Below are 24,292 nucleotides of genomic sequence, written 5' to 3'. Positions count from 1 at the left end.
GAAGGGGGGGCGAGGTACGCCGGGCTAGTTTCCGCCGTTGGTGGAGCCCCTGGAGCCCCCGGAACTCTTGCGGCGCCGACGCCTCCGACGATTTCGCTTGCCACTGGGCCCCGGGATCTTCCCCTCGTGGCCGCCGGGGTTTGCATTGCCCTTGTGGGCGGAGTTGTTGGAGCGACCGTTCTTGTTCGACTTCTTAGACTTGCCGGATTTGCCCGAGCCAGAGCCGCGCCCATCTGACCTGCCAGAGCCGCCAGAGCCAGAGCCGCTAGAGCCGTGTCCGCCAGAGCCAGACTCGCCACGCGGGCCGGCCAAGCCGCTGGTCCGCGGGCGCGCGTCCGCACCCGGCTTCGTCGGAACGGCCTCCTTCTCGCCGGGCTGCACGTTATTCAGCAGAGCCAGGAAGTCCTCATCCCGAATCAGGGGAATGTTCTTCCGGTCGGCGTGCATCGCCTTGCCCCGCAGCTCGTAGTTTTCATTACACACCACCAGCGAGCTGCGACGATTCAGCTTCTCGCTATATGCCAGCCCCGCAGCAACACCCTGGCCGATCAGCACGTCCGGGTCGACCTCCACATCCGGGCTGACCACAAATTCCATACCTTCGACCAGCGGCTCCCCGCGCTTCCACGCCCCGGGGTTTACGTATGGGCGGGGAGAGTTGGCGGCGTCAATACGAAGGCCACTACGCCGCAGCCCAAATTGATCGGCCGCAAGATCCTCGGGGTCCAGCACGGTCAGCTCGCCGTTGCGCTGCTGCGCGAGGGCGAGGGCGGCGGTGAGGCGCGCGTTCGCCTCGAGCAGCTCGTCGGGGTCGATGTCTTTTTTACTTAGTGACGCCGCAGCCCCCACCTCTGGCAGCGCCGCCGCAGGGGCCAGCACGGCGGACCGGCTGGCGTTTGCGGGAGCGTCGCCGGCGGCAGGGTCGCCGGCAGTCGTGTCGGCGGCGCGGTTGTAGCTGGTGACGATGGCGCGCAGGCGGGGGTCGGTAGAGTCGATCGCTTGGCGTCGTGCGGTGGCGAGTGTGTCGATGATGGAGACCGGTGCGGGGGTTGGCTGGCGCCGACCGCCGCGACCGCGCCCGCGGCTGCGCCGGCCGCGGTTCGCGGAGCGCTGCGACAGTTTGAACTCGTGGGTGATGAAGCCCCACACGTAATCGGACTCATGCATGATGAGCGTGCGTCCGTCCAAGGCCTGGTGGATCAGCTGCGCGCTGGAATTGAAGCCCAGTGCCTGGGAGAGCTCGTTGACCTGGTAGCCGTGGAGGTGCCAGGGGCCGGCGTCCTCGCCGGGGTTGAGGTGGCGGGTCAGGGCGCCGACTTCCTGGCCGATGTTGATAGTCGGCAGTTCATCGGCGTTTGCAACGTCGCCGGGGGCTTCCGCGCCGGGGCCGAAGAAGACTACGGAAAGCGCCACCAGCCGGGAGGTTTTCGGGTGAATGCCGGAGGTGGAGATGCTCACGGCCGCAAAGGGGGCCTCCTCCTTGGAGGGGAGGTCATGCAGAGCGGACTCGAGCTCCTCTCGGGGGCTCGAGTGGTCGTTGCCCTCGCTGGAGTTCCCGCCGGAAGCGCTTGCGCTCCCGTCGCCGCCGTGGGAATCCGTGGCAGCTTGGAACTCGGGGGTTGCTACTGGCTCGGAGTGCCTCTCGGCTCCTGCGGGGGAGTGGTTCTGGGCGGGGGAGTGGGCGTCCGAAGTACTAGCGTCAGAAAAAGAAACAGCGAGAGAACCTGCAGGGCGAGTCACCCTGCGGCGCGGGCGCCTTGGGCGGCGCGCGCCGGTGTGCTCGGGGCCGGGGGCGGCCGAGTGATCGTTCTCGTTCATGGACTACATACTACCCAGCGGGGAACCGCGCCCCGCTGGCAGCCTGCGCGGTTCCCGGGACCCTAGACTCCCTGGGAAACCCCAGCGGCGGCATCCTGCGAACGGTTCACCGCGGAAGTAATGGCCTTCAGCGAAGCGTAGGTAATGGAGCTGGCGATGCCCACGCCCCAGTACTTCGCCCCATTGATTTCGGCCAGGACGTATGCGGCGGCCTCAGCGTCGTCGCCCGAGGTGCGGGCGTGCTGGCTGTACTCCTGCACCTCCACGTCGTAGCCCAGCTCTTCCAGCGCGTTGCAGTATGCGTTGATCGGACCGTTGCCGCGGCCCTGCACAGTCTTGCCTTCGCCGTTGAACTCGATCTGGCCGGTGACCTTGGCCTCTTCGCCCTCGTTCTGGCCGCCGTCGACGGTCAGGGAGATGGTCTCGATCGGGGCGACGCGGTCCAGGTACTCGCCGGAGAAGATGTCCCACATGGCCTTCGGGTTCACCTCGCCGCCCTCGGCATCGGTGACGGCCTGCACGACGGAGGAGAACTCCACCTGCATCGGGCGCGGCAGCTGCAGGTTGTGGTCGGTCTTCATGATGTAGGCCACGCCGCCCTTGCCGGACTGGGAGTTCACGCGGATCACGGCTTCGTAGGAACGGCCGACGTCCTTCGGGTCGATCGGCAGGTAGGGGACCTCCCAGGTCTTCTCGACCATGGCCTCCTGGGTGACTTCCTCGGCGGTGGCGTCCGGGTCGATCTTCTCCGCGATGGCATCCAGGCCCTTGTTGATCGCATCCTGGTGGGAGCCGGAGAATGCGGTGAACACCAGGTCGCCGCCGTAAGGGTGGCGCTCCGGCACGCGCAGCTGGTTGCAGTACTCGACGGTGCGGCGGACCTGGTCAATGTCAGAGAAGTCGATCTGCGGGTCCACGCCCTGGGTCAGCATGTTCAGACCGAGGGTGACCAGGCAGACGTTGCCGGTGCGCTCGCCGTTGCCGAACAGGCAGCCTTCGATGCGGTCGGCGCCGGCCATGTAGCCCAGCTCGGCAGCTGCCACGCCGGTGCCGCGGTCGTTGTGCGGGTGCAGCGACAGGATGATGGAGTCGCGGCGGTTCAGGTTGCGGTGCATCCACTCGATGGAGTCCGCGTAAACGTTTGGGGTGATCATCTCGACGGTCGAGGGCAGGTTCAGGATGATCGGGTTCTCCGGTGTCGGGTCCATTACCTCGACGACTGCGTCGCAGACTTCCTTGGCGTAGGCGACCTCGGTGCCGGTGTAGGACTCGGGGGAGTACTCCCAGCGCCAGTTCGTGTCTGGGTAGTCCTTGGCGATGGTCTTAATCAGCTCGGCTGCGTCGGTGGCCAGCTTCTTGATGGCCTCCTTGTCCTTGCGGAACACAACCTTGCGCTGCAGCTTCGAGGTGGAGTTGTAGAAGTGGACGATGACGTTCTTCGCGCCCTCGCAGGCTTCGAAGGTGCGGCGGATCAGGTGCTCGCGCGCCTGAACCAGCACCTGGATGGTGACGTCGTCGGGGATCATGTTCTTCTCGATGATCTCGCGGACGAAGTTGAAGTCGGTCTGGGAGGCAGACGGGAAGCCGACCTCGATCTCCTTGTAGCCCATGTCCACCAGCAGTTCGAACATGCGACGCTTGCGCTCGGGGCTCATCGGGTCGATCAGCGCCTGGTTGCCGTCGCGCAGGTCCACGGCGCACCACTGCGGGGCGCGGTCGATGACCTTGTCCGGCCAGGTGCGGTCCGGCAGGGTGATTTCCTCTACCTCTTCGAAGAAGGGTTGGTAGCGCACGTGCGGCATGGAGGAGTTGCGCTGCTTGTTCCAGGCGGGCTGGCCTTCGGGGATTTCGCCGTTCGGGGTGTTGATGCGGGCGGGTGCGGAGATGAAAGTGTCGTTAGACATGGGTGGGGGCTCCTGAGAAGAATTGTTTGTTCTTGGTTGTTTTCCCGACCGGCAACGCCAAAGTCCGCGACGGGGTGCCGGTCGGTCGTTGGGCTGTAAACCCAAATCTCTTAGAACCTTTGAGCCCCGCCGCGTCGCAGAAGCAGGTTGCGCGCTGGCGTAGTCATAGTCACCACTATAGCCCGAGTATTAGGTGTGTCACAGGAAGAGCTTCCAAAACAGATAAAAAACCGCCCCAAATCCCACATTGCGGGAAATCTGTCCCTCAATGTGGGGTGTTTGATGCGGTTCTTTCTTCTTGTTCTTTCTTTATGACGCCGCCGTCTCGGCACTCATTAGGGCGCTAGCGACCTGATAGGGCACTAGCGGCCCATGGGGGACGCTAGCGATTGAGGAAGTGCATCGCGGCTGCGATGATCGCGCTGATGATTCCGAGGGAGCCCAGCGTGATCAAAATGGTGCGGAGGGTCGGATTCTCCAGAGACCCCTGGGAAGAGCCCTTACCAGGCTCGTTATCTCCGGGGTTTCCGTTGTCCGGGTTTTCATTTCCGTCGCCGTCATTGCCGCCATCATTGCCTGTGCCCGTGTCTTCGACCACAATCTCGTGAGCTTTTACCTCCACGGTCAGCTCCTCGGAGGTAGAGGGCTCCAACAGCGCTGTGACCGCGCCATCGGCATTGACGACTTCCTGGCCGTTGAAGACTGCCCGCATCTGGTGTTCACCCCGAGTCGGGAAGCGGTACTCAAAACGTGCCTCGCCGGTGTTTGGATCGACCGGCGCGGTGCCGAGGAACTGCTCGCCGTTGAAGAAGGAAACGGTTGCACCTTCTGTGATCTTTTCATCCCCTTGGACGGTCACCTTCGCAGTGAAGGCCACAGTATCGCCCGTAAGCGTCTGGGCGTCCAGGTCGACATTCACCTCATCGCGGCTCAGGGTGGTTCCGGTCTCCACCTTCCCCGGGCTGAGCACCTCAAACTTCACCGGCTCGGCCACTGCCTTGGCGAACGTGCGTCCAGACACCTCACGCTCGCGAACCTCCGCGGTGATCGTTTGCAGACCAGCCTGGTCGAAGGTGTGCTCCACGCTCGCGTTGCCCTCGGCATCGGTCTGCGCGGTGCCGATACGGATGCCGTTGGCGCGGAAGATCACCTCGGCCCCTTCTGGGGAGCCGGGGGTTGCAGTGTACTGAGCGCTCAGCTTTCGCTTTTCGCCCACCAGCGCCGGTTCAACCTCGTCCAACTTCAGGGTGGTCTTCGCCACCGGAGCCACCTTCAGCTCAAGCGTGTCCTCGGCGCCGGAGACCTCCTGGGTGTCGTTCTCGAAGTCCTCGACGACAGCGCGCAGTTGCAGCGTGGCTGGCTCATCCGGCACGGTGGTCTGCAGTTCCGCCACGCCGTTCGCGGTCTTCGCGCGACCGATCTCCTCGTCGCCGTTGAAGAACACCACTTCTACGCCGTCCTCGAGGGCGGCATCAGCATCGGGATCTGTTTCCGGATCAGCCAGCTCAGCGCCAACCGTCGCCTGCAGAGTCATCGGCAGCTTGCCCTCCGCGGGGGCTGTCGCGTCGACCTCGCCCTTGAGGTCAACGGTGGCCTTCAAGGCAGTGCGCGGCACGGGGTTGACCGTCACAGTCGTGGTTGCCTCAGAGGCACTCGTGCGCCCCTCGACACCCAGGTAGCGAGCCACAACCTTGTGCTTGACGGACTCGCGGTCCTCCAGCTCGGTGTAGGTGTAGCGCAGCTCCGCGACGCCATCGCGGACATCCACCGTGCGACGCTGGCCATCGCCTAGGTCGAACTCGACCTTGCCTTCGGTGATGGGCTGGCCATCCGTACCCTTGACGAGAGCCTTCAGGGTGACGTCGCCTGCGCCGCTGAAGACCTCAAGGTCGGTGGAGGTTTCGGCGAATTCGGTCTGTGTATCGCGCAGGGCCACCGTGGTGCTGGTGAGAGTCTTGCCGGCGGCATCCGCGGTGCAGTACACCGCATCAGCAACGTTCGCCTTGGCTAGCATCGACAGGGTGTTATCCCTGTTCTCCTTGCTGGTGGGGCCAACACCGCTGCCGGCTGCGCGCAGGCCGGTCACGATCTTTGCGCCCACCTCGGTCGGGGCGGTGACGTCGAAGGCGATGCGTGGCAGGCGGAAGGACTTGTTCTTGTCTACTGCCAGGCCAGCGCGGCCAGTCCCCCATCCCCAGCTGTCGTTTTCATTGCCGCCGTTATTTACGGAGTTCGCGCCATCCCAGATGCGGGCGAACGCGCCGTTGGCATTCGGCTTGCCCGCGGCGTCAACGCGCTGCACCACGGCAGCCGGGTTGGCATTGAGGCCGGACGCACCACCATCGAGACGTAGGTTGCTGATCTTCACCCCCTGCGGCAGCGCGATATCGTACTTCATCCGCCCCGTATCCTTTCCACCGGTGCGCATCTCGCCCGGCTGGATCTTGACGGTGAATGTCTGCCCCGGAAGAACAGTTTCCGGGTACTCGACGGCGACATCGTCGGGCGAAAGTGTCAGGTCGGAGCCATTGGAAAACCACCCCTTATCCTCAACGCACAGGTGATTCACCAGTACCGACTTGCTCGTCGGAGCTGCAGTGGCAAGGGGGTTGGCAAGGCTGGAGGGAGCCGCTGAAATGAGTGTGAAGCTTAGGGATAGGGAAGTGATCGCGCCCAGAGCGATACGGCCCAAGCGGCGGGAGGGCATTAGGGTCATGGAACAGTCCTTGTGGGAGTAAGAGGTGGGAAGGAATTAGTTGCGGGGAGCGGTGGAGTTACCAGTAGAGGAGCCACCACCGGAGAACAGCGAAGTCAGCCACTCCCACAACATGCGGAAGAATTCGACCAATGGAGCGAAGGGATCAGTCGCTGTGGTGTTGGAGCCGCTCGGGGTAATACTGTTGGAGCCGCCGTTAGAGCTACCGCTGGAATTGCCAGTCTCGTCAGGCTTGTCATTGTCGCCCGGCTTATCGGTCTCATCTGGCTTGTCGTCGCCGCTCGCTACAGTCACGGTTGTTGCGGCGCGGGAGACTTCCTTGCCTTCGGTGTTGTGGAACACCGTGGTGAGTTCTTGGGCGCCGGCGCGGTTCCACAGCACGTCAAACTCTGCGATGCCTTCAACGACTGGGATGCGGATCGGCTCGCCGTCCTTGGTGACCTTCTTGCCGTCGATAAGGACCTCCAGGAAGCCCGTCACGCCGTGACGGTCACCTGCATCTGGGGTGAGGGTCGCAGTGTAGTTCGTCTTCTCGCCCTTTACGGCGGTATTGGGTCCGGTGAGAGCGATATCGACGCCGCTTACTGCAGGAGCGGCGACCTTGACGTTGATTGTGGTTTCCGCGCGCTGCGCGTCAGCCGGGTTCGCAGGGGCGAAGGTGACTGGGACTTCGAAGTCTCCCTCGCGTGGGAACACCAGTGGCAGAGTGACGGTTCCTGAGTCTTCCTGAAACTCTGCGGAAATACGGCGTCCGTCAATCACGGCAGTCACGGTGCCAGCTGCAGCCGGGTTAACGGTTACGGTGGTTGGCGCCTCAACCAGCGGCTGGACGTCCGTCGGCGCGTTGACTTCAAGCTGGGTCTCAGAGGATCCCTGGACCTGTACGGTCAGTACATCCTCGGCTGGAGTTTGGGTTTCATCTGCCGGGATGAACTTGGCTTCCACCCGGAACTCGCCAGCGCGGTCTGGGGTGAACTCCACGGTCGCGCGGTGCTCCTCCAGCGTGCGGGTGACCCGCTCGCCATCGATGAGGAACTCCACCTTGCCTTCTGCCTGCTCCGTGTTCTCTGCAGGGGTGACGGTGGCGCTAATGCTTACCGGCTGCCCGGGGCGAACCGGGCCGGTGGGGTCCGCGCCTAGCTCGATCGTCGTTCCGGTGACGGCATCGATCGTGATCGGTGCGCTAGCCGTGCCTGCTGCGAATGCGCTGCGCGGGGCGGGAATGAACTCTGCGGTGATCTGCTGATCCCCGGGGGTCGAGCCGGTGGGCAGCTCAGCGACGGCGGCCCCAGCGCCTACCTTCGCCGTCACCGTCGCATCACCCAGGCGGAAGCGCACAGTACCCTCGGCGCCCTCCGCCACGGTGGCCTTCACCTCTACGCGCGAACGCGCCGGGGCGTTTTCAGGAGCCTCGACGCTCAGGGCCGCGTCCTGGCCCTCGACCGTCACGGTAGTGGTGGCCGTAGCCTCCTTGAACTCGCCGGAATTCTTCGGCTGGAAGCGTGCCGTGACCTCGTGCTCGCCAGTGGTTGGGAACGTCAGCTCTGCAGTGGCCTTGCCATCGACCACCGGAGCGCTTGCTTTCAGGCCGCCGGAGGTGAATTCCACGGTTCCCTCAGCGGTTGGCTCGAGGATTGCGGTCAGTTCGGTGGGCTTACCGGCTACTGGAGTGTCGCTGGCCTCGAGATTCAGAGCCACCTCGGAAGCCTCAGCGACGTCTACGCTCGCCAGCTTCGAGGCCCGAGGGTCCAGAGGAGCCTTACTGTTCGCGCGTGGCGAGCACTGCACCGGGGCCCAGATGGTGCCGACAATCGGAGCGGATACCTTGCCCAGCATCGTCAGGAAGTTCTCGTCCTTAGCGAAGGTGCCCGCCGCGCCCTGGGCGCGCACTCCCAGCGACTTTTCCCCAGCGGTCTTCGCCTTGAGGCGAAGTGTGATCTCAGGGAAGCGTAGATCGATCTTGGAGCCATTCATCGTGTACTTGATTCCGCCCTCGCGGTTGCGGGCAGAGTTCGGGCCATTGCCGATGGTGGCATTGTCTGCACTGGTTACGCGGAGGAACTGGCCGGTGGCGCTGGGGCGACCCGCATCATCCACCTGGATGACCTTCATGCCCTTCAAGTTGGACTTCGAGTCGTCGATATCCGCGCCGAGGAACTCCACGCCTGCCGGCAGAGCGAGATCCAGCTTCAACCGGCTCGCGCTCTCCATCTTTGCGCCCATCGGAAGTGCCGGCAGTTCGACCTCTACCGGGTCGATGGAGAATGCGGTGCGGAACTCCTCGCCGATCCGGACACTCTTTGGGGCATCAATGTTGACGGTGACATTTTCTGTGCTGAATTCCTGTGGCCCCGCCAGGCTTGTGGAAGGGGTTGCTTGGCAGCTGAGTGAGATACCGGCGCTGGTGGTCTCGGCAGTGGATGCGGCAGAGGTTAAGAGCAGACCGCCCGTGACTAGTCCAAGCACGGCGGTCGTGGAGATGATCTTTTTCATCCCACTCCTTATGAGTTCTAGAAAGGTGAGTAGAGGCTTTCTGCAGGGTGCTGAAAACTTAGAGGGTAGTTAATCAGAGCTAACTGAAAACTGTCAATAGGATGAGATTTGATCAGTTGATTTGATGCTTGGATACGCCCGCGCCTGCGGCTGGGGCTGTCTCAGTGGGTGCCTCATTGCTGCCGCCTTCGTCGATCGACTTGCGGCTCAGAATCACCGTCGAGATCGTCATCACTGCAATGGCGGCTGCCATGTAGGCGTACTCCCAGCCGTCAATCTGGAACTTCTCGCCCAGAACGATGTAGCCCAGAACGAACGCCACAAGTGGCTCCACCACTGTCATCGCGGGCAAGGAGTTCTTCAGTGGCCCGGCGTTAAATGAGGCCTGCTGCACCGCCGTGCCGATCGCCGCGAAGGCGATCAAAGTCCACAGCTCCCACGAAGCCAGAAGCGCGGCAGTCCCGGCATCGCTGAAAACGTCCACCACGGCTTTCGAAAGCACGGCGACATATCCCATGATCGCGCCGGTGATGGACCCCAGCACCAACGCGCGCAGCGCGGCTGCCTGCTCCAGCGCATACACAAAGAACGCCAGCAGGATCACTGCGCCGATGCTCAGGCACACTAGCCACACGCTCAGGTCTGGCTCGCGGTGCCCAGGCGCCGGATTGCCGCGCACAACGAGGATGGCCACTGCGGCCGTCAAAAGCCCCGCCCATGCTGTTTCGGACGCCGATATTCGCCGCCCGTCGTATTTTGCCGAAAGTGGCAGTGTGAACATCAAGGAAAGTACGAGGATCGGCTGCACCACCAGAAGTGTTCCGAACGCCAGCGCCACGATCTGCAGAAGGTATCCGAACAGGGCGCTGGCCACGCCAACCCACCACATGGGCTGTTTGATGGCATCCCAGATAGCGCCGCTGCGGTTCTCTCCCGAAGCGACGGCGATGCGGTGGCGCACCACCGTCCCCCAGGCGATGGTGAGAGCGGAGCCCAAGGCGAAAACAACTGCGAGCGCGTTGTTTTCGAGCATCGTGGCCCCTCACCTCGTGGTTATCTTCTTGGTTGGTCGTGCTGTGCTGCGCCGGGTGGGCGCGCTTACGCTGATGCACCGAACTTGCGTGCTATTCGGGTGCTTTGTTCCTTGGGTACTTTATCGGACGCCAGGGGTTGTGTCGGATATTGGCCCGCGATGCGCGTGTTACGTATGTGACGAATGTGGTTTGCTGGAGAGGTGGCGTCATAAAGTAAAAAAGAGTTACTCGAACCCTAGCCCCAGGGAAACAGACAAAGTAGTCTAAAGTTTGATTAAGACTAGACCCGGAAGGTGGCAACAACCAGTGGCGCTCATCGTTCAGAAATACGGCGGCTCCTCGCTGGAAAGCGCGGAGAGGATCCGGCGCGTAGCCGAGCGAATCGTGGAAACCAAGAAGCAGGGCAACGATGTAGTCGTCGTCTGCTCCGCAATGGGAGACACCACCGATGACCTGCTGGAACTCGCTGAGCAGGTAAACCCCGTGCCGCCCGCGCGCGAGATGGATATGCTGCTGACCGCCGGTGAGCGCATCTCCAACGCGCTAGTGGCCATGGCCATCGCCTCCTTCGGCGCCGAGGCGCAATCCTTCACCGGCTCGCAGGCAGGCGTGCTGACCACCGAGCGGCACGGCAATGCGCGCATCGTGGATGTCACCCCCGGCCGCGTGCAGGAAGCTCTGGACGAAGGGAAAATCTGCCTCGTCGCCGGCTTCCAGGGTGTGAACCGCGAGACGCGTGACGTGACCACTCTCGGCCGCGGCGGCTCGGATGCCACCGCAGTCGCCCTGGCCGCGGCACTCGAAGCAGACGTGTGCGAGATCTATTCTGACGTCGACGGCGTGTACACCGCGGACCCGCGCATCGTGCCGGACGCTCAAAAGCTCGACACGATCTCTTTCGAAGAAATGCTGGAGATGGCAGCAGTCGGCGCGAAGGTGCTGATGCTGCGCAGCGTGGAGTACGCCCGCGCATTCGACGTGCCTCTGCGCGTCCGCTCCTCGTATAGCACCGACATCGGCACCCTCGTCTCTGGATCAATGGAGGATATTCCCATGGAAGAAGCAGTACTCACCGGCGTGGCACACGACCGCTCCGAGGCCAAGATCGCCGTTCTCGGCATCCCGGATTCCCCTGGGGAAGCAGCGAAGGTCTTCCGCGCCGTCGCCGACGCTGAGATCAACATCGACATGGTTGTGCAGAACATCAGCAAGATCGACAACAACCGCACCGACATTACCTTCACCTGCCCGCGTACCGACGCCACCCGCGCAATGCAACTGCTGAAGGGGATTAAGGAACAGAACGACTGGCAGGACCTTATCTTCGACGACCACGTGGGCAAGGTCTCCTTGGTCGGCGCTGGTATGAAGTCTCACCCCGGTGTGACCGCCGACTTCTGCGAGGCGCTACGTGACGCGGGCGTGAACATCGAACTGATCAGTACCTCCGAGATCCGCATCTCCGTGCTGATCCGCGACACCGACGTGGATAAGGCCGTGCGCGCCATCCACGACCGCTTCCAGCTGGGCGGCGACGAAGAAGCCACCGTGTACGCTGGGACGGGACGCTAAAACAGCAGCTTAAGCAGATAGAAGAGGTAGATCCCCGAATGACCACCATCGCTGTCGTCGGAGCCACCGGCCAAGTTGGTCGCGTGATGCGTGACATCCTCGTTGAGCGGAACTTCCCGGCGGACAAGGTACGATTCTTCGCTTCCTCCCGCTCCGCGGGTAAGGAGTTGGAATTCCGCGGCGAGCAGATCGTCATCGAAGACGTCGCAGCCACCGCTACGGAGGACCTGCGCGGCATCGACATCGCCCTGTTTTCCGCAGGCGGCGGAACCTCCCGCGAGCACTCCCCGCGCTTCGCAGAAGCCGGCGCGATCGTCGTGGACAACTCGTCGGCTTTCCGCAAGGATCCAGAAGTCCCGCTGGTTGTCTCTGAAGTGAATCCACAGGACGTCAAGAACACACCCAAGGGCATTATCGCCAACCCGAACTGCACCACCATGGCCGCCATGCCAGTCATGGGTGCACTGCACAAGGCGGCAGGCCTGAAGCAGATGCACGTCAGCTCCTACCAGGCCGTTTCCGGCTCCGGGTTGGCCGGCGTGGACGCGCTGGTGCGCCAGGTGCTGGACAACCTGGTTGCCACTGAGAACACCGCCAATGAGAACACCATTGACGACGAGGGGCTGCGCAAGCTGGTGCACGACGGTTCCGCCCTCAAGGCCGAAGACCTAGGCCCCTACGTGGCGCCTATCGCCTTCAACGCCCTGCCACTGGCTGGCAACCTCGTCGACGACGGCTCCGAGGAGACCGACGAAGAGCAGAAGTTGCGCAACGAATCCCGCAAGATCCTGGGCATCCCCGAGCTGCGCGTGGCCGGCACCTGCGTGCGCGTGCCTGTCTTCACCGGCCACACCATGACCATCCACGCGGAATTCGACCGCGAAATCACTCCGGAAACCGCCCGCCAGCTGCTGGCTGAGACCCCGGGCGTGAAGGTCGTGGACGTGCCCACCCCGCTGGCTGCCACGGGCATCGACGAGAGCCTGGTCGGCCGCATCCGCCAGGACCAGACCGTCGACGGAAACCGCGGCCTAGTGCTGGTCGTCGCCGGGGATAACCTACGCAAGGGTGCCGCACTGAACACCATCCAGATCGCGGAGCTGCTGGTCTAGCGTTGCGCCGCGTCGCGCCGGGTAGCTCGCCCGGCCTCTAGGCCTCGCTGCCGCAGCATCCCGGCGCGCACGGCTTGCCGTTGAAGGTGCGGCCGAAGTCTGGAACTGTCGCCAGCTCGCCGGTAACCTTCGCCGCCAAAGCGCGCGCGGCCTGCTGATCTTCGGAGAGGTTGGCGCTGGGGGCGTCACTACCAACAACAAGATCAACCACCATCCCTGCGAAACCGGCGGTCAAACCCGGGGTGGCAACGCGCACGAAGGGGATACCTGCCTTTGCGGCGGCATCGCGGGCCTCAGTATCCAGATCCCACTTGACCTCCATGTGATCGGTGATGAAGCCGACCGGGCACAGGACAATTGCGCGCTTATTGCCGGCCTCCGCGCGCGCCTCGATGTGGTCGCACACGTCCGGCTCTAGCCACGGCACATGCGGGGAGCCCGACCGTGACTGCCACACGAGCTCGACGTCGAGTGCGGTGGCGACGCCAACATCAACCCCCACCGTCTCACCCGTGTGGGCGGGTCCGTCGCCGCGGCCTCCGACATTTTCGTGGCGGGCCAGTCGACCAGTCCATCCGTAATCCGCACCGCTACCAGGGTTGTTAGCGAAGCTGCTGGTCTGCTGGATCAAACGCGAGGCATCAAGCACCTGCTGAGAGTACAGATTTCCGCCGAATTTGTGCGGGCCCGCGGTCTTATCCGCCACCGTCGGCACGGAATGCGCGGTGAAAACCAGGTCGGCCTGTGCCGCGGTCTCCTCGCCGTGCTCAGCACGCAGCTGCTCGCGGGCGGCATCCACTGCCTGGGCAAACTCCGCGATGAACGTCGGGTGGCGGTGGAACTGCGGCAGACGCTCCACCTTCGGCGGCTCCAGGCCAGCCTCCTCGCACGCGGCGATGGCGCGGCGCAGGTCCTCCTGATACTGCGAGCAGCCTGAGTAGCCGCCCCAGGCGCTGGTAGCGAAGACGTACACGTGGCGGATGCCATCGCGGACCATCTGCTGCAGTGCGTCCTCCACATAGGGCTCCCAGTTGCGGTTGCCGAAGTACACAGGCAGGTCGATGTCGCGCCGGGCAAGCTCGGCCTCGATATTGCTGATCAACTGCTTGTTTTGATCGTTGATGGGGGAGCGACCGCCGAGCGCGAAGTAGTGCTCGCCCACCTTCTCCAAACGCTTGCGGGGGATGCCGCGGCCGCGCGTGACATTCTCCAAGAAAGGCACCACGTCTTCGGCCTTCTCCGGGCCGCCGAAAGACAGCAGCAGTAGTGCGGAGTTGGCAGCGATGGACGGGTTGCTGGGGCTCGTGCTCATATTCACCAGCCTAGCCCGTTGACCCCGCTGTTCCTTAAATGCGCCGTCGCGAGTGGTTGTACCAGGGTTAGGCTACGCCGAAGCGGCGCTTGTTCTTTTCTTTCTTGGTGACGCCACCGCGTCCCTTGCCAGCCATCTCAACCAGGTCGGCGCGGGCGCGGGCAACGCGGGAGCGGATCGTGCCCACGCGGACGTTAGCGATCTTCGCAGCCTCGGCGTAGGTGTAGCCCAGCACCTGCGTGAGGATCAGAGCCTCGCGGCGTTCCTCCTCCAGCTGGTCGATGAGGGCGCGAGTGTCCACCCACTCGGCCCAGCTTTGCCCGCCAGTGGTTTCGGCGGCGGGGGTGGCGCTGGTGGCGTCCTCAATCTCCGTGGCGGAGCTGCGCGGGCGGGCCATGTCGTGGCGTACGCTATCGACCCACACGCGGCGGGCGAGGGAGAGGATCCAGGTGCGGGCCGTGGAACGGGCGGCGAAGCGCGGCAGGGCGCTTAGTACGCGCAGGTAGGTCTCCTGCGTGAGGTCGTCCGCACGGTCGGTATCGGCCAGGTGGGCCAGCAGGCGCCACACGTCGTCGTGCGTGGCGGAAATGAACTCGGTCAACGCCTGGCGGTCGCCGCTGGCGGCGCGCAGGGCGAGGTCGGTCACAGCGGCATCGTGCGCCTGACTGCTGGTTGCCTGGCTGGTCATGGACAAAGCCTAACACGCGGGTGCGGAAATTCTGGCAAGGTGGATTGCATAGCCAAAGCTATTAGGTATCTGGAGGTACCCATGACTGCTACGAATAATGACGGCACCAATAACGACCCAATCACCACGGCCAAGGGCGTCGCCTCCCGCGGCGTGTGCCCCTACTCCGGGGCCTCGACGAACGTGAACGGCTCCCCGGTCAGCACCGAGGAGCACTCCGCGACCGTGGGCCAGCAGGGTCCGCTGCTGCTTTCCGACGTACACCTGGTGGAAAAGCACGCGCACTTCAACCGCGAACGCATCCCGGAGCGCAACGTGCACGCCAAGGGCTCCGGCGCCTTCGGTGAGCTGACCATCACCGAGGACGTCTCCAAGTACACCAAGGCGGACCTGTTCCAGCCGGGGCGTGTGACCCCGATGCTGGCCCGTTTCTCCACCGTCGCGGGCGAGCAGGGCTTCCCCGACGCGGTGCGCGACGTGCGCGGATTCTCGCTGAAGTTCTACACCCAGCAGGGCAACTACGACATCGTGGGCAACAACACCCCGGTGTTCTTCCTGCGCGACGGCATTAAGTTCCCGGACTTCATCCGTTCCCAGAAGCGTCTGGCGGATTCCGGCCTGCGCTCTGCGGACATGCAGTGGGATTTCTGGACCCGCTCCCCGGAGACCGCACACCAGGTGACTTACCTGATGGGCGATCGCGGTATCCCGACGGACTTCCGCCACATGGATGGCTTCGGCTCTCACACCTATCAGTGGATCAACGACGCCGGCGAGCGTTTCTGGGTGAAGTACCACTTCAAGACCCGCCAGGGCTGGGACTTCTACACCGAGGAGGAAGCCGCCAAGGTCATTGCCTCGGGCAACTTCGATTCCTCCCGCCAGGATCTTTATGACGCCATCGAACGCGGCGATTACCCGACGTGGGATGTGAAGGTGCAGATCATGCCTGTCGCCGAGGCGGAAGATTACCGCTGGAACCCGTTTGACCTGACGAAGACCTGGTCCCAGAAGGATTACCCGCTGATTCCGGTCGGCCACTTCACGCTGAACGAGAACCCGCAGAACTTCTTCGCCCAGATCGAGCAGGCCGCTTTCGCGCCGTCGAACCTGGTGCCGGGCATTGGGCTGTCTCCGGACAAGATGCTGCTGGCTCGCTCCTTCGCCTACGCAGACACGCAGCGTTACCGCCTGGGCGTGAACTTCCACCAGCTGCCTTCCAACCGTTCCATTGTGGCGGAGAAGAACTACTACACCGCCAAGGACGGCGCGGGTAACCAGGAGTTCCCGCCGGCCGGCACCCCGGTGTACTCCCCGAATCGCTTCGAGCGCGGCGAGGGCGTAAACGACGTCAACGATGGCTCCGGTGCCGTCGAGCAGGGCGTGGCCGCCGGTGAATCCCAGTACGGCTTTGGCCGCGGCCAGGAATCCGCCGTGACCGCCGCGGAGGAGCTGGGCCTGTTCGACGACCTGCACGGCACTGACCTGACCCGCGGGGCATACGTCCGCCACCCGGAGGACGATGACTTCATCCAGGCGGGCCAGCTGGTGCGCGAGGTTCTGGATGACGCCGCCCGGGAGCGCTTGGCAAACAACATCGCAGGCGCGATGGACGGTGTGTCTGACCAGGTGGCCGAGCAGTGCTGGACCTACTGGGGCAAGGTCGACGAGAACCTGCGCGACCGGGTGAAGGAAATCTTCACCGGCAAGTAGCCGCCACTGGCCACAGCGCGGCGCCCGCCGGTTCACGTAGGCTGGGCGCCGCAAAAGAATCAAACAGCAACTAACGACGACCAACAGACAGTTTTGGCGAAAGGATTGGTTCACTCATGAGCGAGGCACTGTACACAGCAAAGGCACTTTCTACCGGCGGCGGCCGTGACGGCCACGTAGCCACCGACGACCGCCAGATCGACCTGGACGTTCGCCCGCCAAAGGCAATGGGCGGCTCCGGCGAGGGCACGAACCCGGAGCAGCTGGTCTCCGCAGGCTGGGCCGCCTGCTTCAACGGCGCTCTGCAGAAGACCATCAAGGAGGCTGGCGTGGAAATGACCCAGTCCCCGGAGGTTACCGTTGAGACCACCCTGAACAAGGTTCCGGAAGGCTTCCGCCTGTCCGCGAAGATCACCGCCACCGTCTTCGGCGTGGACCAGGCTAAGGCCGACGAGCTGGTTGCGGATGCACACGCGTTCTGCCCTTACTCCAAGGCGATGCGTGGCGAAATCGACGTTGAGGCTGTGGCCGTCGTCGGCTAGTTCCGCCCCGCAAAAAGTAAAAACGAGTCCGCCCCCACCAAGGAAGTGGTGGGCGGACTCGTTTTCTAATGGCGCTACTGGTCTTAAGGTTGCGCCCGCTGGCGCTACTTGGGCTCCTTCGCCCGCTGACCACCAGACAGCGGCACGGTGTGATCCCAGTGCGTCGCATGCAGCGCACGGCCCATTACGTATGAACCGACGGCGCCGATCACCAGCAACGCAACGATCGCGACGATCGCGCGGATCAATTCGCCCAGCACAAACCCTTCCGTCGACCAGGAGTAAACCAGGTTGGCGCTGATCAGCAGGGGAAGCCCCACGCCGACAGCTGGACCGACCATGTTGACCTGACTGAGGGCGTCCGGAGCAAGGTACATTGCGCGGGCAGAAACAAAGATAAAGATCGCCCCGAGAATGGCGAGCACACCCGCGGTAATCGCGCCAAGCCAACCAGGTTCGCTGAATTCGACCATTTCGCCGGCAGCGGCGAGGACTGTTGTGGACATTTAGCGCCTCCCTCGAGAAATGATGCGGGCATAGGAGATCGTCGACAGCGCGCCGAACAGGCCGGCGAACAGTGCGACCTCGTAGGTGATCGACGTGCGGTGGAAGATCGAATAACACAAAAACAGGCCTGCCATCGCCATAAACACCATGTCGGAAAGGACGGCGCGGCGGGCGTCATTATGCGTAGACACTGCGCGCCACAACACCGTAAACAGCGCGATAACAACAATGGCGGCGGCGATGCCCACCAGGATATTTAGTAAGTCCCTGGGCTCCATCTACTTGCCTTCCTTTGGGTTGTTCTTCGGATACAACGGGTCGTACAAGGTCTCTCCCGGTTTGGTGCGGCCTTCCTGGTCGGGTTTGGACGCCCCCAGGTTGTCCCCGCGGAAAGTATCAATATCGGGGGTTGCATTGGAGATCCGGGCCTTGGCGCGCTCAGCGTTCCGGCGGGCGATCTCGTAGCGTTCCTTGCGATCCATGTCGCGTACGTCGGAGGGGTTCTTTTCCTCCTCGTCGGACTGGAGGATCGCGGCGACGAAGGCGGCGGCGTGTGGAGTGGAATCCACCTTCTCTACGTCGAAGACCGTCTCATCGGAGGCACGACCGCCGCGTGAACCGCGGAAGCCACGCGGGCCGGGGCGGCCCTTCTCCACCAGATACTGCACGTCGAAGTGCAGCGGCTTTTCCTTCACCGATGGGGCGAGGTGCTCCTCCATGTCCGCCAGGCTGGCTAACAGCTCTTCGGGGTCGGCGCCGTACATGGCGTGGACCGCGAGGAAGCGCTGGACGTGGTCTAGGCCGTGGGTGTTGAACTCCGAGCGGGCCACGGCGAAGGCGTCCTTAGAACTGCGCTCGCCGGCGGCTGCGTCGTAGTCGACCTCCTTCGGGCCAGTCACGCCCAGAGAGAGCGTGCCGGGGGTCATGGTGATCGAGGCGATGAGGGCCGCGATGTCCCGCTCGCTGGTCACGCGCAGCGGGTAGTAGATCACTACCGGCGCGATATTGCGGCCGGTGCCGAGGGTATCGGCCGCCATGACGACCGATTCCTTGATGATCTGCCCGGTGAGCCACACGGCGTACTTCAGCGCGTGGCCGGTGGACCTTATTGCTTGGACAATGCTGAACTTTGCCATGGCTTAGCGCTCCTCCCGGTTCTGAGCCTGCTGCTCCGTGTCTTTACGGTCTTCGCGGCTTTCGCGGTCTTCGCGGTTCTCGTGGCCTCCGCGGCCTTCGCGTTCGGCACGCTCAGCACGCTCGGTGTGGGCGTCATCGTTCGTAGTACTACGCGCACCGGCAGGAACATTATCCAATCCGCTCGGGCCGGGTGGCAGGACCGCACCGACGGCGTCATCCGGATCGCCGAGGACTGCCTCGACATAAGCGGTCGTGTCGGTCAGGTTATCGGCGGCCTTGTTGACTTGCTGGAAGATCGGCCCGGCGCCGATGAACATGCCTACGGAGATCAGCATCATGACTGCCGACGGCCACACGTAGCGGCGCGGTACGCGCAGCTCCGGGTCGGCCTCGTTGGCGTTCATCTGGCGCCCCCAGAACACCTCGCGCCACACGTAGATCATGGAGACCAAGGCGCCGATGGAGGAGACAATGATCGCGCCGATGGCCAGCCAGGTCTTCCACGTGCCGTCCTGGGCCACACCGAAGACCAGCGCCAGCTTGCCCCACAGTCCGGAGAACGGCGGTAGGCCGACGATAGCCAGCGCACCCGCCGCGAAGACTACGGCGACGAAGCGGTCGCGGCGCATCAGGCCGGAGAGCTTGCGCACGCGGCCCGAACCGTAGGTCTCCTCGATCGCGCCGGAGGCCATGATGAGGGATCCGGCGACGATCATGTGGTGCAGCATGTAGAACAGTGCTGCGCTGAGCATGAGACGGGCATCGTCGCTGAGGAAAGCCAGTCCAATCAGCATGAATGGGATGCCGTTGACCATCTGGTAGGCGATCACGCTGCGCATCGTGGTTTCTCCCAGGCCGGCGAAACCACCGATCAGCATGCCCAGCACCACGATCACCAGGATTGCCCAGGACCAGGTGGGGTCGCCTTCGAAGATGGTCAGGTACACGCGGAAAATCGCGTAGATGCCGACCTTGGTGTGCAGGCCGGAGAACAGCGCCATCACGGCCGGGGAGGTAGACGGGTAGGCACGCGGCAGCCAGGTGTGAACGGGTGCCGCGCCCGCCTTCACAGCCAGCGCCAGCAGAACCACACCCAGCGGGATCACCAGCTGCCACTGGTTGCCGTAGACCCCCTCGGCAAACTCAGTGCCGCGGGGTCCAGCCGCGCCCGCCAAAGCTGCGAGGTTGGTGGTGCCCACCACGCTGTAGATCAGTACCACGCCGCTCAGCAGCACCAGGGAGGTCACCAGGTTCACGATGATGAACATCCTGCCCGCCGCCAGGCGAGCCCACGTGCCGGTCATCGCCAGCAGACCGAAGGAAGGCATCAGCATGACTTCGATGAACACGAACAGGTTGAACAAGTCCGCGGTCAGCAGCGCACCCCATACGCCGCCGATCAGCATGAGCGTGAGGGCGGGGTAGAAGCGGGTGCGCGTCTCCCCGACAACGTCGGCAAACCAGTTGGCGATCAGGGCGACGACGGAGGTCGTCAGGATCATAATGCCCGCCAGGTTGTCGGCGACCAGCGGGATGGAGATACCGCCGACGAACCCACCGACGTTATCGACCAGCACCGTGTTCGGCTCGTTGACCTTCACCAGTACCCAGACGCCGCCGACGATGCCGAATGCCGGCACTAGCAGGCCCAGCGCGCGGCGGAGGCTCATCCACGGAGCCATCGCGGCAACGGCCGCAGCCAGCAGCGGGACGGCGATAAACAAGCTGAGGAGGGAACCTTCGGTCATTACTTCTGCGCTCCCTTCTGATCGTTAGCGCGCGCCTTGTCGCTGGTGCTGGCTGCGCCGGCAGGTTTGGCTGCATCGGCTGGCTGTGCGGCGGCTTCGCCCGGGCCGTCCTCGTCGGTGGTGGAGTGGACTTCCGTGTAGTCGTTGGCGCCGAGCTTCTTATCCTCGTGCTCCTTGACCACTCCGCCGTGGGCCTTGGCTTCCTCGTAGTTCTTCCAGCCCATCGTCTGCAGGGTGCGCAGGCGGCGGGAGGCGGTCTCCACGTCGTCGCTGCCGAACGTGTCGTCGTCGCGGCCGAGCGCGGCCATGGCCAGCATCACGGCGGTGGAGGCCATGGAGATCACGATTGCTGTCAGCACGAACGCCTGGGGTAGCGGGTCGGCTGCCTGCTCGGGGGTCGCGCGATCCATCAGCGGATCCATGCGCCACGCGCCGATGCCCGCAGCGAGGATCAGGAGGTTAACCGCGTGGCTCATCAGCGTGATTCCCATGATGATGCGCAGCATTCCGCGCTGCATCACCAGGTACACGCCGCCGCCCATCAGGATGGCGATGATAGCTGCGATGATCACTGGTTCTCTCCCTTCTTCTCGTGCTGTTCTTGCTGTTCGGTGTTTTTCTTAGCGACGCCATCAGGCTCCGCGGCCTTGGCCTCAGCCCCGTCCTTGACAGCCTTCACCGGCGCGCGGGCCGCTTCGCGCTCGGCCCGGTGGGCCTCCTCCGCAGCCTTCGCGGCAGCGGAGACTTGGGAGGGGTTGAGCGGAATGTTGCTGCCGCCGACAGTCACAGCCACAGGCGAGGGCTGCTTGGCGGGATCCGCCTTGCCCTCGATGGGCGTGGGACGCTTGCCCTTGGAGTTCGGACCCATCTTCTGCGTCGCAGTCTGGGCGCGGAACTTGGACTTCAGCGTTGCCGGGTCGGTACCCGGGCGCTCGCGGCCACCCATCTGGTTGATGACGATGACCACCAGGCCGAGCACTGCCAGGTACACGCCGCCGTCGAAGATCAGCGAGGTGGTCATGTGCTGCCCCAGAATCTCCCCGTGGATTGGCGCCAGGAATCCGCCATGCAAGTAGCCGATCAGGCCGGTGATCAGCGCCATCGCCATGCCCGCGCCGACGAAGGTGTAGGCCACCTGGTCGGTGAACATCTTCTTGGCTCGGGACTGCGCCAGGTAGTACATGAAGATGCCGCAGGCCGCGATCAGGGCGGCGACGAACCCGCCGCCGGGAGCCTGGTGGCCGCGCCAGAATGTGGCGGCGGACAGCAGCGCAAGAATCGGGATCAGCGGGTACATCGTCATCCGCGAGTTGATGGAGTTCAGGTGCGTGGAGCGCAGGTACTTGGAGTAGAACGGCGCCAGCTCCGGAACTTTGTGCACATCCGGGAAGCGGGTGGAACCCGGAGCGCGGAACAGCTCCGCGGTGGAACCCGGACCGTAGCCCGGAACCGGGGAGCGGGGGATGGACTTGATCAGCGCGGCGATGACGATGCCCGCCATGCCCAGCACCGTCAGCTCGCCCAAGGTATCGAAGGCACGGAACTCCACCAGGATGACCGCGACCACGTTGTTGCCGCCGGAGATCTCCGGGGTGTTCTCCAAGTACCACTGCGCGATCGCGGGCTTCTCGTGACGGCCGATAAGCAGCCACACGCCCAGGAAGGTAATCACACCGACCAGCACCGCCAGAACTGTGGCGAAGCGGGTACGGTTTGCGCCCTCGCGCAGGTACAGGCGCGGCTGGTGGCGGATCACCAGCATCATGATGACGACCACGCAGAACTCGACCAACAACTGGGTGGTGGCGACGTCCGGTGCGCCTAGTGTCAGCATGACCCAGGAAACGCCCACGCCGACCACACCGACCAGCACCACGGAAGCCAGGCGCGAGCGAGTACCAATCATCACGAGCACACTCAAGCCGATAATCACCAGGCCAACGAGGTCCACGATGCTGTCGATCCCCTCGACACGCGGCGGCAGATCCGCCAGCCTCTCCAGGCGACCCGGCCCCAGCAGGGAGAAGCCCGCCAGCACAATCAGCGAGGCGAAGATCCACACCACGTGCCGGTTGGGGTTCACAGAGTTCGCCAGGCGGCCAAACGCACGGCCCACCTTGGTCGAGCGTTCGATGAATGCGGAGATCATCTCCGCGCCCGTTGCCACCCCGAGACGCTTGCCCTCGAGCGGCTGGAGCAGAGGGCGTCGATAAATAACAACAATGACGCCCGCGACCAGCACCGCGAGAGAGATCCAGAGCGCCACAGTCAGGCCGTGCCAGAGCGCCAAGTGTGTGTGAGCGTGGCCCAGACCCGTGGCATCGACGACCTGGTCGAGAGTCTCGTCGAAGAAGCCCAGGAACGCGACACCCGGCAGGGAAAGCACGCCCGGCAGCACCGCGGGAATCCACAGATTGGCCGGAGCCTCCTTCACGTGTGACATATCCTTCGGACCGTCGATGAATGCGCCCAAGACGTAGCGCGCGGAGTACACGAAGGTGGCCAACGCGCCGAGCCCCGCCGCGACCAGCAAGGCGATCACGCCGGCGTTGTTAAACGGCGCCTCCTCGAACGCGGTAAGCATGCCCTCCTTCGACACAAAGCCGAAGGTCGGGGGAATAGCAGCCATTGACGCCGCCGCGATCACAGCGGACACAAAAGTAAAGGGCATCTGGCGCCACAGCGGCCCTAGGCGACGAATGTCACGCGATCCGGCCTGGTGGTCCACCACGCCGGCGATCATGAACAGCGAGGACTTGAACAGCGCGTGGGCGGCCGTGTGAACCAGCGCGGCACTGATGGCAAAAGGAGTGCCCACACCAATGGTGGCGACGATCCAGCCCAGCTGGGAGACCGTGGAATAGGCCGTGAGTTTCTTCAGATCCGTCTTCTGGATGGCAAACACGGCACCCATGATGGCGGTGGTCATGCCGATGACGATCAGCAGGATGTGCCAGGCCATCACACCCTCGAACAGGCCGGAGAAGCGCAGCAACAGGTACACGCCAGCCTTGACCACGGCGGCGGCGTGCAGGAAGGCGGAAACCGGGGTGTCCGCGGCCATCGCCTCCGGCAGCCAGAAGTGGAAGGGGATCTGCGCGGCCTTCGAGAACGCCGCCAGGGCGATAAGAACCGCGACGATGGCCAGGCGCACGTCCTGGCCCTCCCAGGCGGGGGAGTGCAGCATGGCCGAAAGGTTGGTGGTGCCCGTGGTGATCACGCCGATGCCCAGGGCAGCCAGCAGGAACAGGCCGCCGATGAAAGTCAGCAGGAGGGTGCGGATGGAACCGGCCTCGCCGCCGGAGCCCGAGCGGGCGATGAGGAAGAAGGAGGCCAGGGAGACCAGCTCCCAGCCGATGAACAGCAGGGCCACGTCGTCGGCCAGGACTAGCAGGAGGACTGCCAGCATGAAGGAGGTCATGAGCACGTAGAAGCTCATGATCTTGTCGCCCTTGTGCAGGTAGGCGGCGGAGTAGATGAACACGACGGCGCCGATGAGCAGCGCCAGGAGGGTGAAGAACAGTCCCAGGGAGTCCATTTTCAGGGCCAAGTTGAGGGCGCCTGAGTTTGCGTCGCCTGCACCGCCCGCGCCCGTGAGGAAACCTTGGATCCACGTCACGGACCAGGTGACTGTCTTGCCGTTGAGTATCGGATCCGCATGCTTGATCACGTACCCCGCGAGTGCCAGGAAGGTCACGCCTAAAGGCCAACCGGCTTTACGATCAAGTGTTTTGACCAGTAAGGGGACGAGGATGAGCGCCACCGCGACGGTGACGGGGATGGCCAGCACTGCCACGTGTCTAAAACACCCTAACCAATGAGTTCGACGACGATATCTTAGGCAAACGCACAATCGCCTTCAACGTCCCGAACTGCGGAGCCGATCGATCGCTCCTAGTGTCTCCAAGATGCGCGGGAGGGTGACCTCGGAGGGCTAGAAAAAATTGGGCGGTCCGTCACGTCGGAACATGAACGGAAATATTTTATGCGACTCGC

General features: G+C 63.8%; 17 protein-coding genes. 4 read left to right on the top strand and 13 right to left on the bottom strand.

Features of this window, described 5'->3' with window-relative positions; genetic code table 11:
- Nucleotides 1–24: 24 nt before the first annotated feature.
- From CJEIK_RS10785 to CJEIK_RS10765, 5 genes are all read right to left on the bottom strand, one after another.
- Nucleotides 25–1,818, bottom strand: a complete 1,794-nt coding sequence (locus CJEIK_RS10785) for a DNA polymerase III subunit epsilon (RefSeq protein WP_011274282.1) — start codon at nt 1,816–1,818, stop codon at nt 25–27.
- Nucleotides 1,819–1,880: 62 nt separating this feature from the next.
- Entirely contained in the window at nt 1,881–3,722 is a 1,842-nt protein-coding gene (gene leuA, locus CJEIK_RS10780) for a 2-isopropylmalate synthase (protein ID WP_005292332.1), read from the bottom strand.
- A 382-nt stretch (nt 3,723–4,104) separates the two neighbouring features.
- Nucleotides 4,105–6,438: an Ig-like domain-containing protein gene (locus CJEIK_RS10775; RefSeq protein ID WP_005292329.1), complete on the bottom strand. Its 2,334-nt coding sequence runs from the start codon at nt 6,436–6,438 to the stop codon at nt 4,105–4,107.
- Between the two features lie 36 nt (nt 6,439–6,474).
- A complete protein-coding gene (locus CJEIK_RS10770) occupies nt 6,475–8,931 on the bottom strand; it encodes an Ig-like domain-containing protein (protein WP_005292327.1) in 2,457 nt (818 codons plus the stop codon).
- A 112-nt stretch (nt 8,932–9,043) separates the two neighbouring features.
- Nucleotides 9,044–9,964: a DMT family transporter gene (locus CJEIK_RS10765; protein WP_005292324.1), complete on the bottom strand. Its 921-nt coding sequence runs from the start codon at nt 9,962–9,964 to the stop codon at nt 9,044–9,046.
- Between the two features lie 307 nt (nt 9,965–10,271).
- On the opposite strand from CJEIK_RS10765, the gene CJEIK_RS10760 reads away from it, so the two are divergent.
- Both CJEIK_RS10760 and CJEIK_RS10755 read left to right on the top strand, forming a co-directional pair.
- Nucleotides 10,272–11,537, top strand: a complete 1,266-nt coding sequence (locus tag CJEIK_RS10760) for an aspartate kinase (RefSeq protein ID WP_005292321.1) — start codon at nt 10,272–10,274, stop codon at nt 11,535–11,537.
- A 38-nt stretch (nt 11,538–11,575) separates the two neighbouring features.
- Entirely contained in the window at nt 11,576–12,649 is a 1,074-nt protein-coding gene (locus tag CJEIK_RS10755; RefSeq protein ID WP_005292319.1) for an aspartate-semialdehyde dehydrogenase, read from the top strand.
- A 37-nt stretch (nt 12,650–12,686) separates the two neighbouring features.
- Here the strand turns inward: CJEIK_RS10755 and CJEIK_RS10750 are convergent, their stop codons facing one another.
- Both CJEIK_RS10750 and CJEIK_RS10745 read right to left on the bottom strand, forming a co-directional pair.
- The gene (locus CJEIK_RS10750; RefSeq protein ID WP_005292317.1) at nt 12,687–13,961 is read right to left on the bottom strand and encodes a ferrochelatase; all 1,275 of its coding nucleotides are present in this window, start codon (nt 13,959–13,961) and stop codon (nt 12,687–12,689) included.
- Between the two features lie 67 nt (nt 13,962–14,028).
- Nucleotides 14,029–14,649 carry an RNA polymerase sigma factor gene (locus tag CJEIK_RS10745; protein WP_005292314.1) on the bottom strand — a complete coding sequence of 207 codons (621 nt, stop codon included), beginning with the start codon at nt 14,647–14,649 and terminating at the stop codon, nt 14,029–14,031.
- An 81-nt stretch (nt 14,650–14,730) separates the two neighbouring features.
- Here CJEIK_RS10745 and CJEIK_RS10740 point away from each other — a divergent pair, with 81 nt between their 5' ends.
- Both CJEIK_RS10740 and CJEIK_RS10735 read left to right on the top strand, forming a co-directional pair.
- Nucleotides 14,731–16,362, top strand: a complete 1,632-nt coding sequence (locus CJEIK_RS10740) for a catalase (RefSeq protein WP_005292312.1) — start codon at nt 14,731–14,733, stop codon at nt 16,360–16,362.
- 116 nt (nt 16,363–16,478) lie between these two features.
- The gene (locus tag CJEIK_RS10735; protein WP_005292311.1) at nt 16,479–16,904 is read left to right on the top strand and encodes an organic hydroperoxide resistance protein; all 426 of its coding nucleotides are present in this window, start codon (nt 16,479–16,481) and stop codon (nt 16,902–16,904) included.
- A 104-nt stretch (nt 16,905–17,008) separates the two neighbouring features.
- On the opposite strand, the gene CJEIK_RS10730 is transcribed toward CJEIK_RS10735, so the two are convergent.
- The 6 genes from CJEIK_RS10730 to CJEIK_RS10705 are packed head-to-tail and all read right to left on the bottom strand — an operon-like array spanning nt 17,009 to nt 24,092.
- Nucleotides 17,009–17,410 carry a Na+/H+ antiporter subunit G gene (locus CJEIK_RS10730; protein WP_005292307.1) on the bottom strand — a complete coding sequence of 134 codons (402 nt, stop codon included), beginning with the start codon at nt 17,408–17,410 and terminating at the stop codon, nt 17,009–17,011.
- The gene (locus CJEIK_RS10725) at nt 17,411–17,689 is read right to left on the bottom strand and encodes a monovalent cation/H+ antiporter complex subunit F (protein WP_005292305.1); all 279 of its coding nucleotides are present in this window, start codon (nt 17,687–17,689) and stop codon (nt 17,411–17,413) included. It abuts the gene before it with no gap.
- Nucleotides 17,690–18,547 carry a Na+/H+ antiporter subunit E gene (locus tag CJEIK_RS10720; RefSeq protein WP_005292303.1) on the bottom strand — a complete coding sequence of 286 codons (858 nt, stop codon included), beginning with the start codon at nt 18,545–18,547 and terminating at the stop codon, nt 17,690–17,692. It abuts the gene before it with no gap.
- Between the two features lie 3 nt (nt 18,548–18,550).
- Nucleotides 18,551–20,296, bottom strand: coding sequence for a monovalent cation/H+ antiporter subunit D family protein (locus CJEIK_RS10715; protein ID WP_005292300.1), 1,746 nt, complete (start codon nt 20,294–20,296; stop codon nt 18,551–18,553).
- The gene (locus tag CJEIK_RS10710; protein WP_005292298.1) at nt 20,296–20,868 is read right to left on the bottom strand and encodes a cation:proton antiporter subunit C; all 573 of its coding nucleotides are present in this window, start codon (nt 20,866–20,868) and stop codon (nt 20,296–20,298) included. The genes CJEIK_RS10715 and CJEIK_RS10710 overlap by 1 nt, the downstream gene beginning before the upstream one ends.
- Nucleotides 20,865–24,092 carry a DUF4040 family protein gene (locus tag CJEIK_RS10705; protein WP_034964075.1) on the bottom strand — a complete coding sequence of 1,076 codons (3,228 nt, stop codon included), beginning with the start codon at nt 24,090–24,092 and terminating at the stop codon, nt 20,865–20,867. The genes CJEIK_RS10710 and CJEIK_RS10705 overlap by 4 nt, the downstream gene beginning before the upstream one ends.
- Nucleotides 24,093–24,292 lie beyond the last annotated feature (200 nt).

The sequence above is a fragment of the Corynebacterium jeikeium genome (assembly GCF_028609885.1).
GTDB lineage: Bacteria > Actinomycetota > Actinomycetes > Mycobacteriales > Mycobacteriaceae > Corynebacterium > Corynebacterium jeikeium.
Note: the sequence above shows the minus strand (reverse complement) of the source record. Positions and strands in the feature narration are given on the sequence as shown.

Coding starts and splice junctions, on each gene's coding strand:
- CJEIK_RS10785 (WP_011274282.1), bottom strand. CDS start 1,818: ATGAACGAGAACGATCACTCGGCCGCCCCCGGCCCCGAGCACACCGGC.
- leuA (WP_005292332.1), bottom strand. CDS start 3,722: ATGTCTAACGACACTTTCATCTCCGCACCCGCCCGCATCAACACCCCG.
- CJEIK_RS10775 (WP_005292329.1), bottom strand. CDS start 6,438: ATGACCCTAATGCCCTCCCGCCGCTTGGGCCGTATCGCTCTGGGCGCG.
- CJEIK_RS10770 (WP_005292327.1), bottom strand. CDS start 8,931: ATGAAAAAGATCATCTCCACGACCGCCGTGCTTGGACTAGTCACGGGC.
- CJEIK_RS10765 (WP_005292324.1), bottom strand. CDS start 9,964: ATGCTCGAAAACAACGCGCTCGCAGTTGTTTTCGCCTTGGGCTCCGCT.
- CJEIK_RS10755 (WP_005292319.1), top strand. CDS start 11,576: ATGACCACCATCGCTGTCGTCGGAGCCACCGGCCAAGTTGGTCGCGTG.
- CJEIK_RS10750 (WP_005292317.1), bottom strand. CDS start 13,961: ATGAGCACGAGCCCCAGCAACCCGTCCATCGCTGCCAACTCCGCACTA.
- CJEIK_RS10745 (WP_005292314.1), bottom strand. CDS start 14,649: ATGACCAGCCAGGCAACCAGCAGTCAGGCGCACGATGCCGCTGTGACC.
- CJEIK_RS10740 (WP_005292312.1), top strand. CDS start 14,731: ATGACTGCTACGAATAATGACGGCACCAATAACGACCCAATCACCACG.
- CJEIK_RS10735 (WP_005292311.1), top strand. CDS start 16,479: ATGAGCGAGGCACTGTACACAGCAAAGGCACTTTCTACCGGCGGCGGC.
- CJEIK_RS10730 (WP_005292307.1), bottom strand. CDS start 17,410: ATGTCCACAACAGTCCTCGCCGCTGCCGGCGAAATGGTCGAATTCAGC.
- CJEIK_RS10725 (WP_005292305.1), bottom strand. CDS start 17,689: ATGGAGCCCAGGGACTTACTAAATATCCTGGTGGGCATCGCCGCCGCC.
- CJEIK_RS10720 (WP_005292303.1), bottom strand. CDS start 18,547: ATGGCAAAGTTCAGCATTGTCCAAGCAATAAGGTCCACCGGCCACGCG.
- CJEIK_RS10715 (WP_005292300.1), bottom strand. CDS start 20,296: ATGACCGAAGGTTCCCTCCTCAGCTTGTTTATCGCCGTCCCGCTGCTG.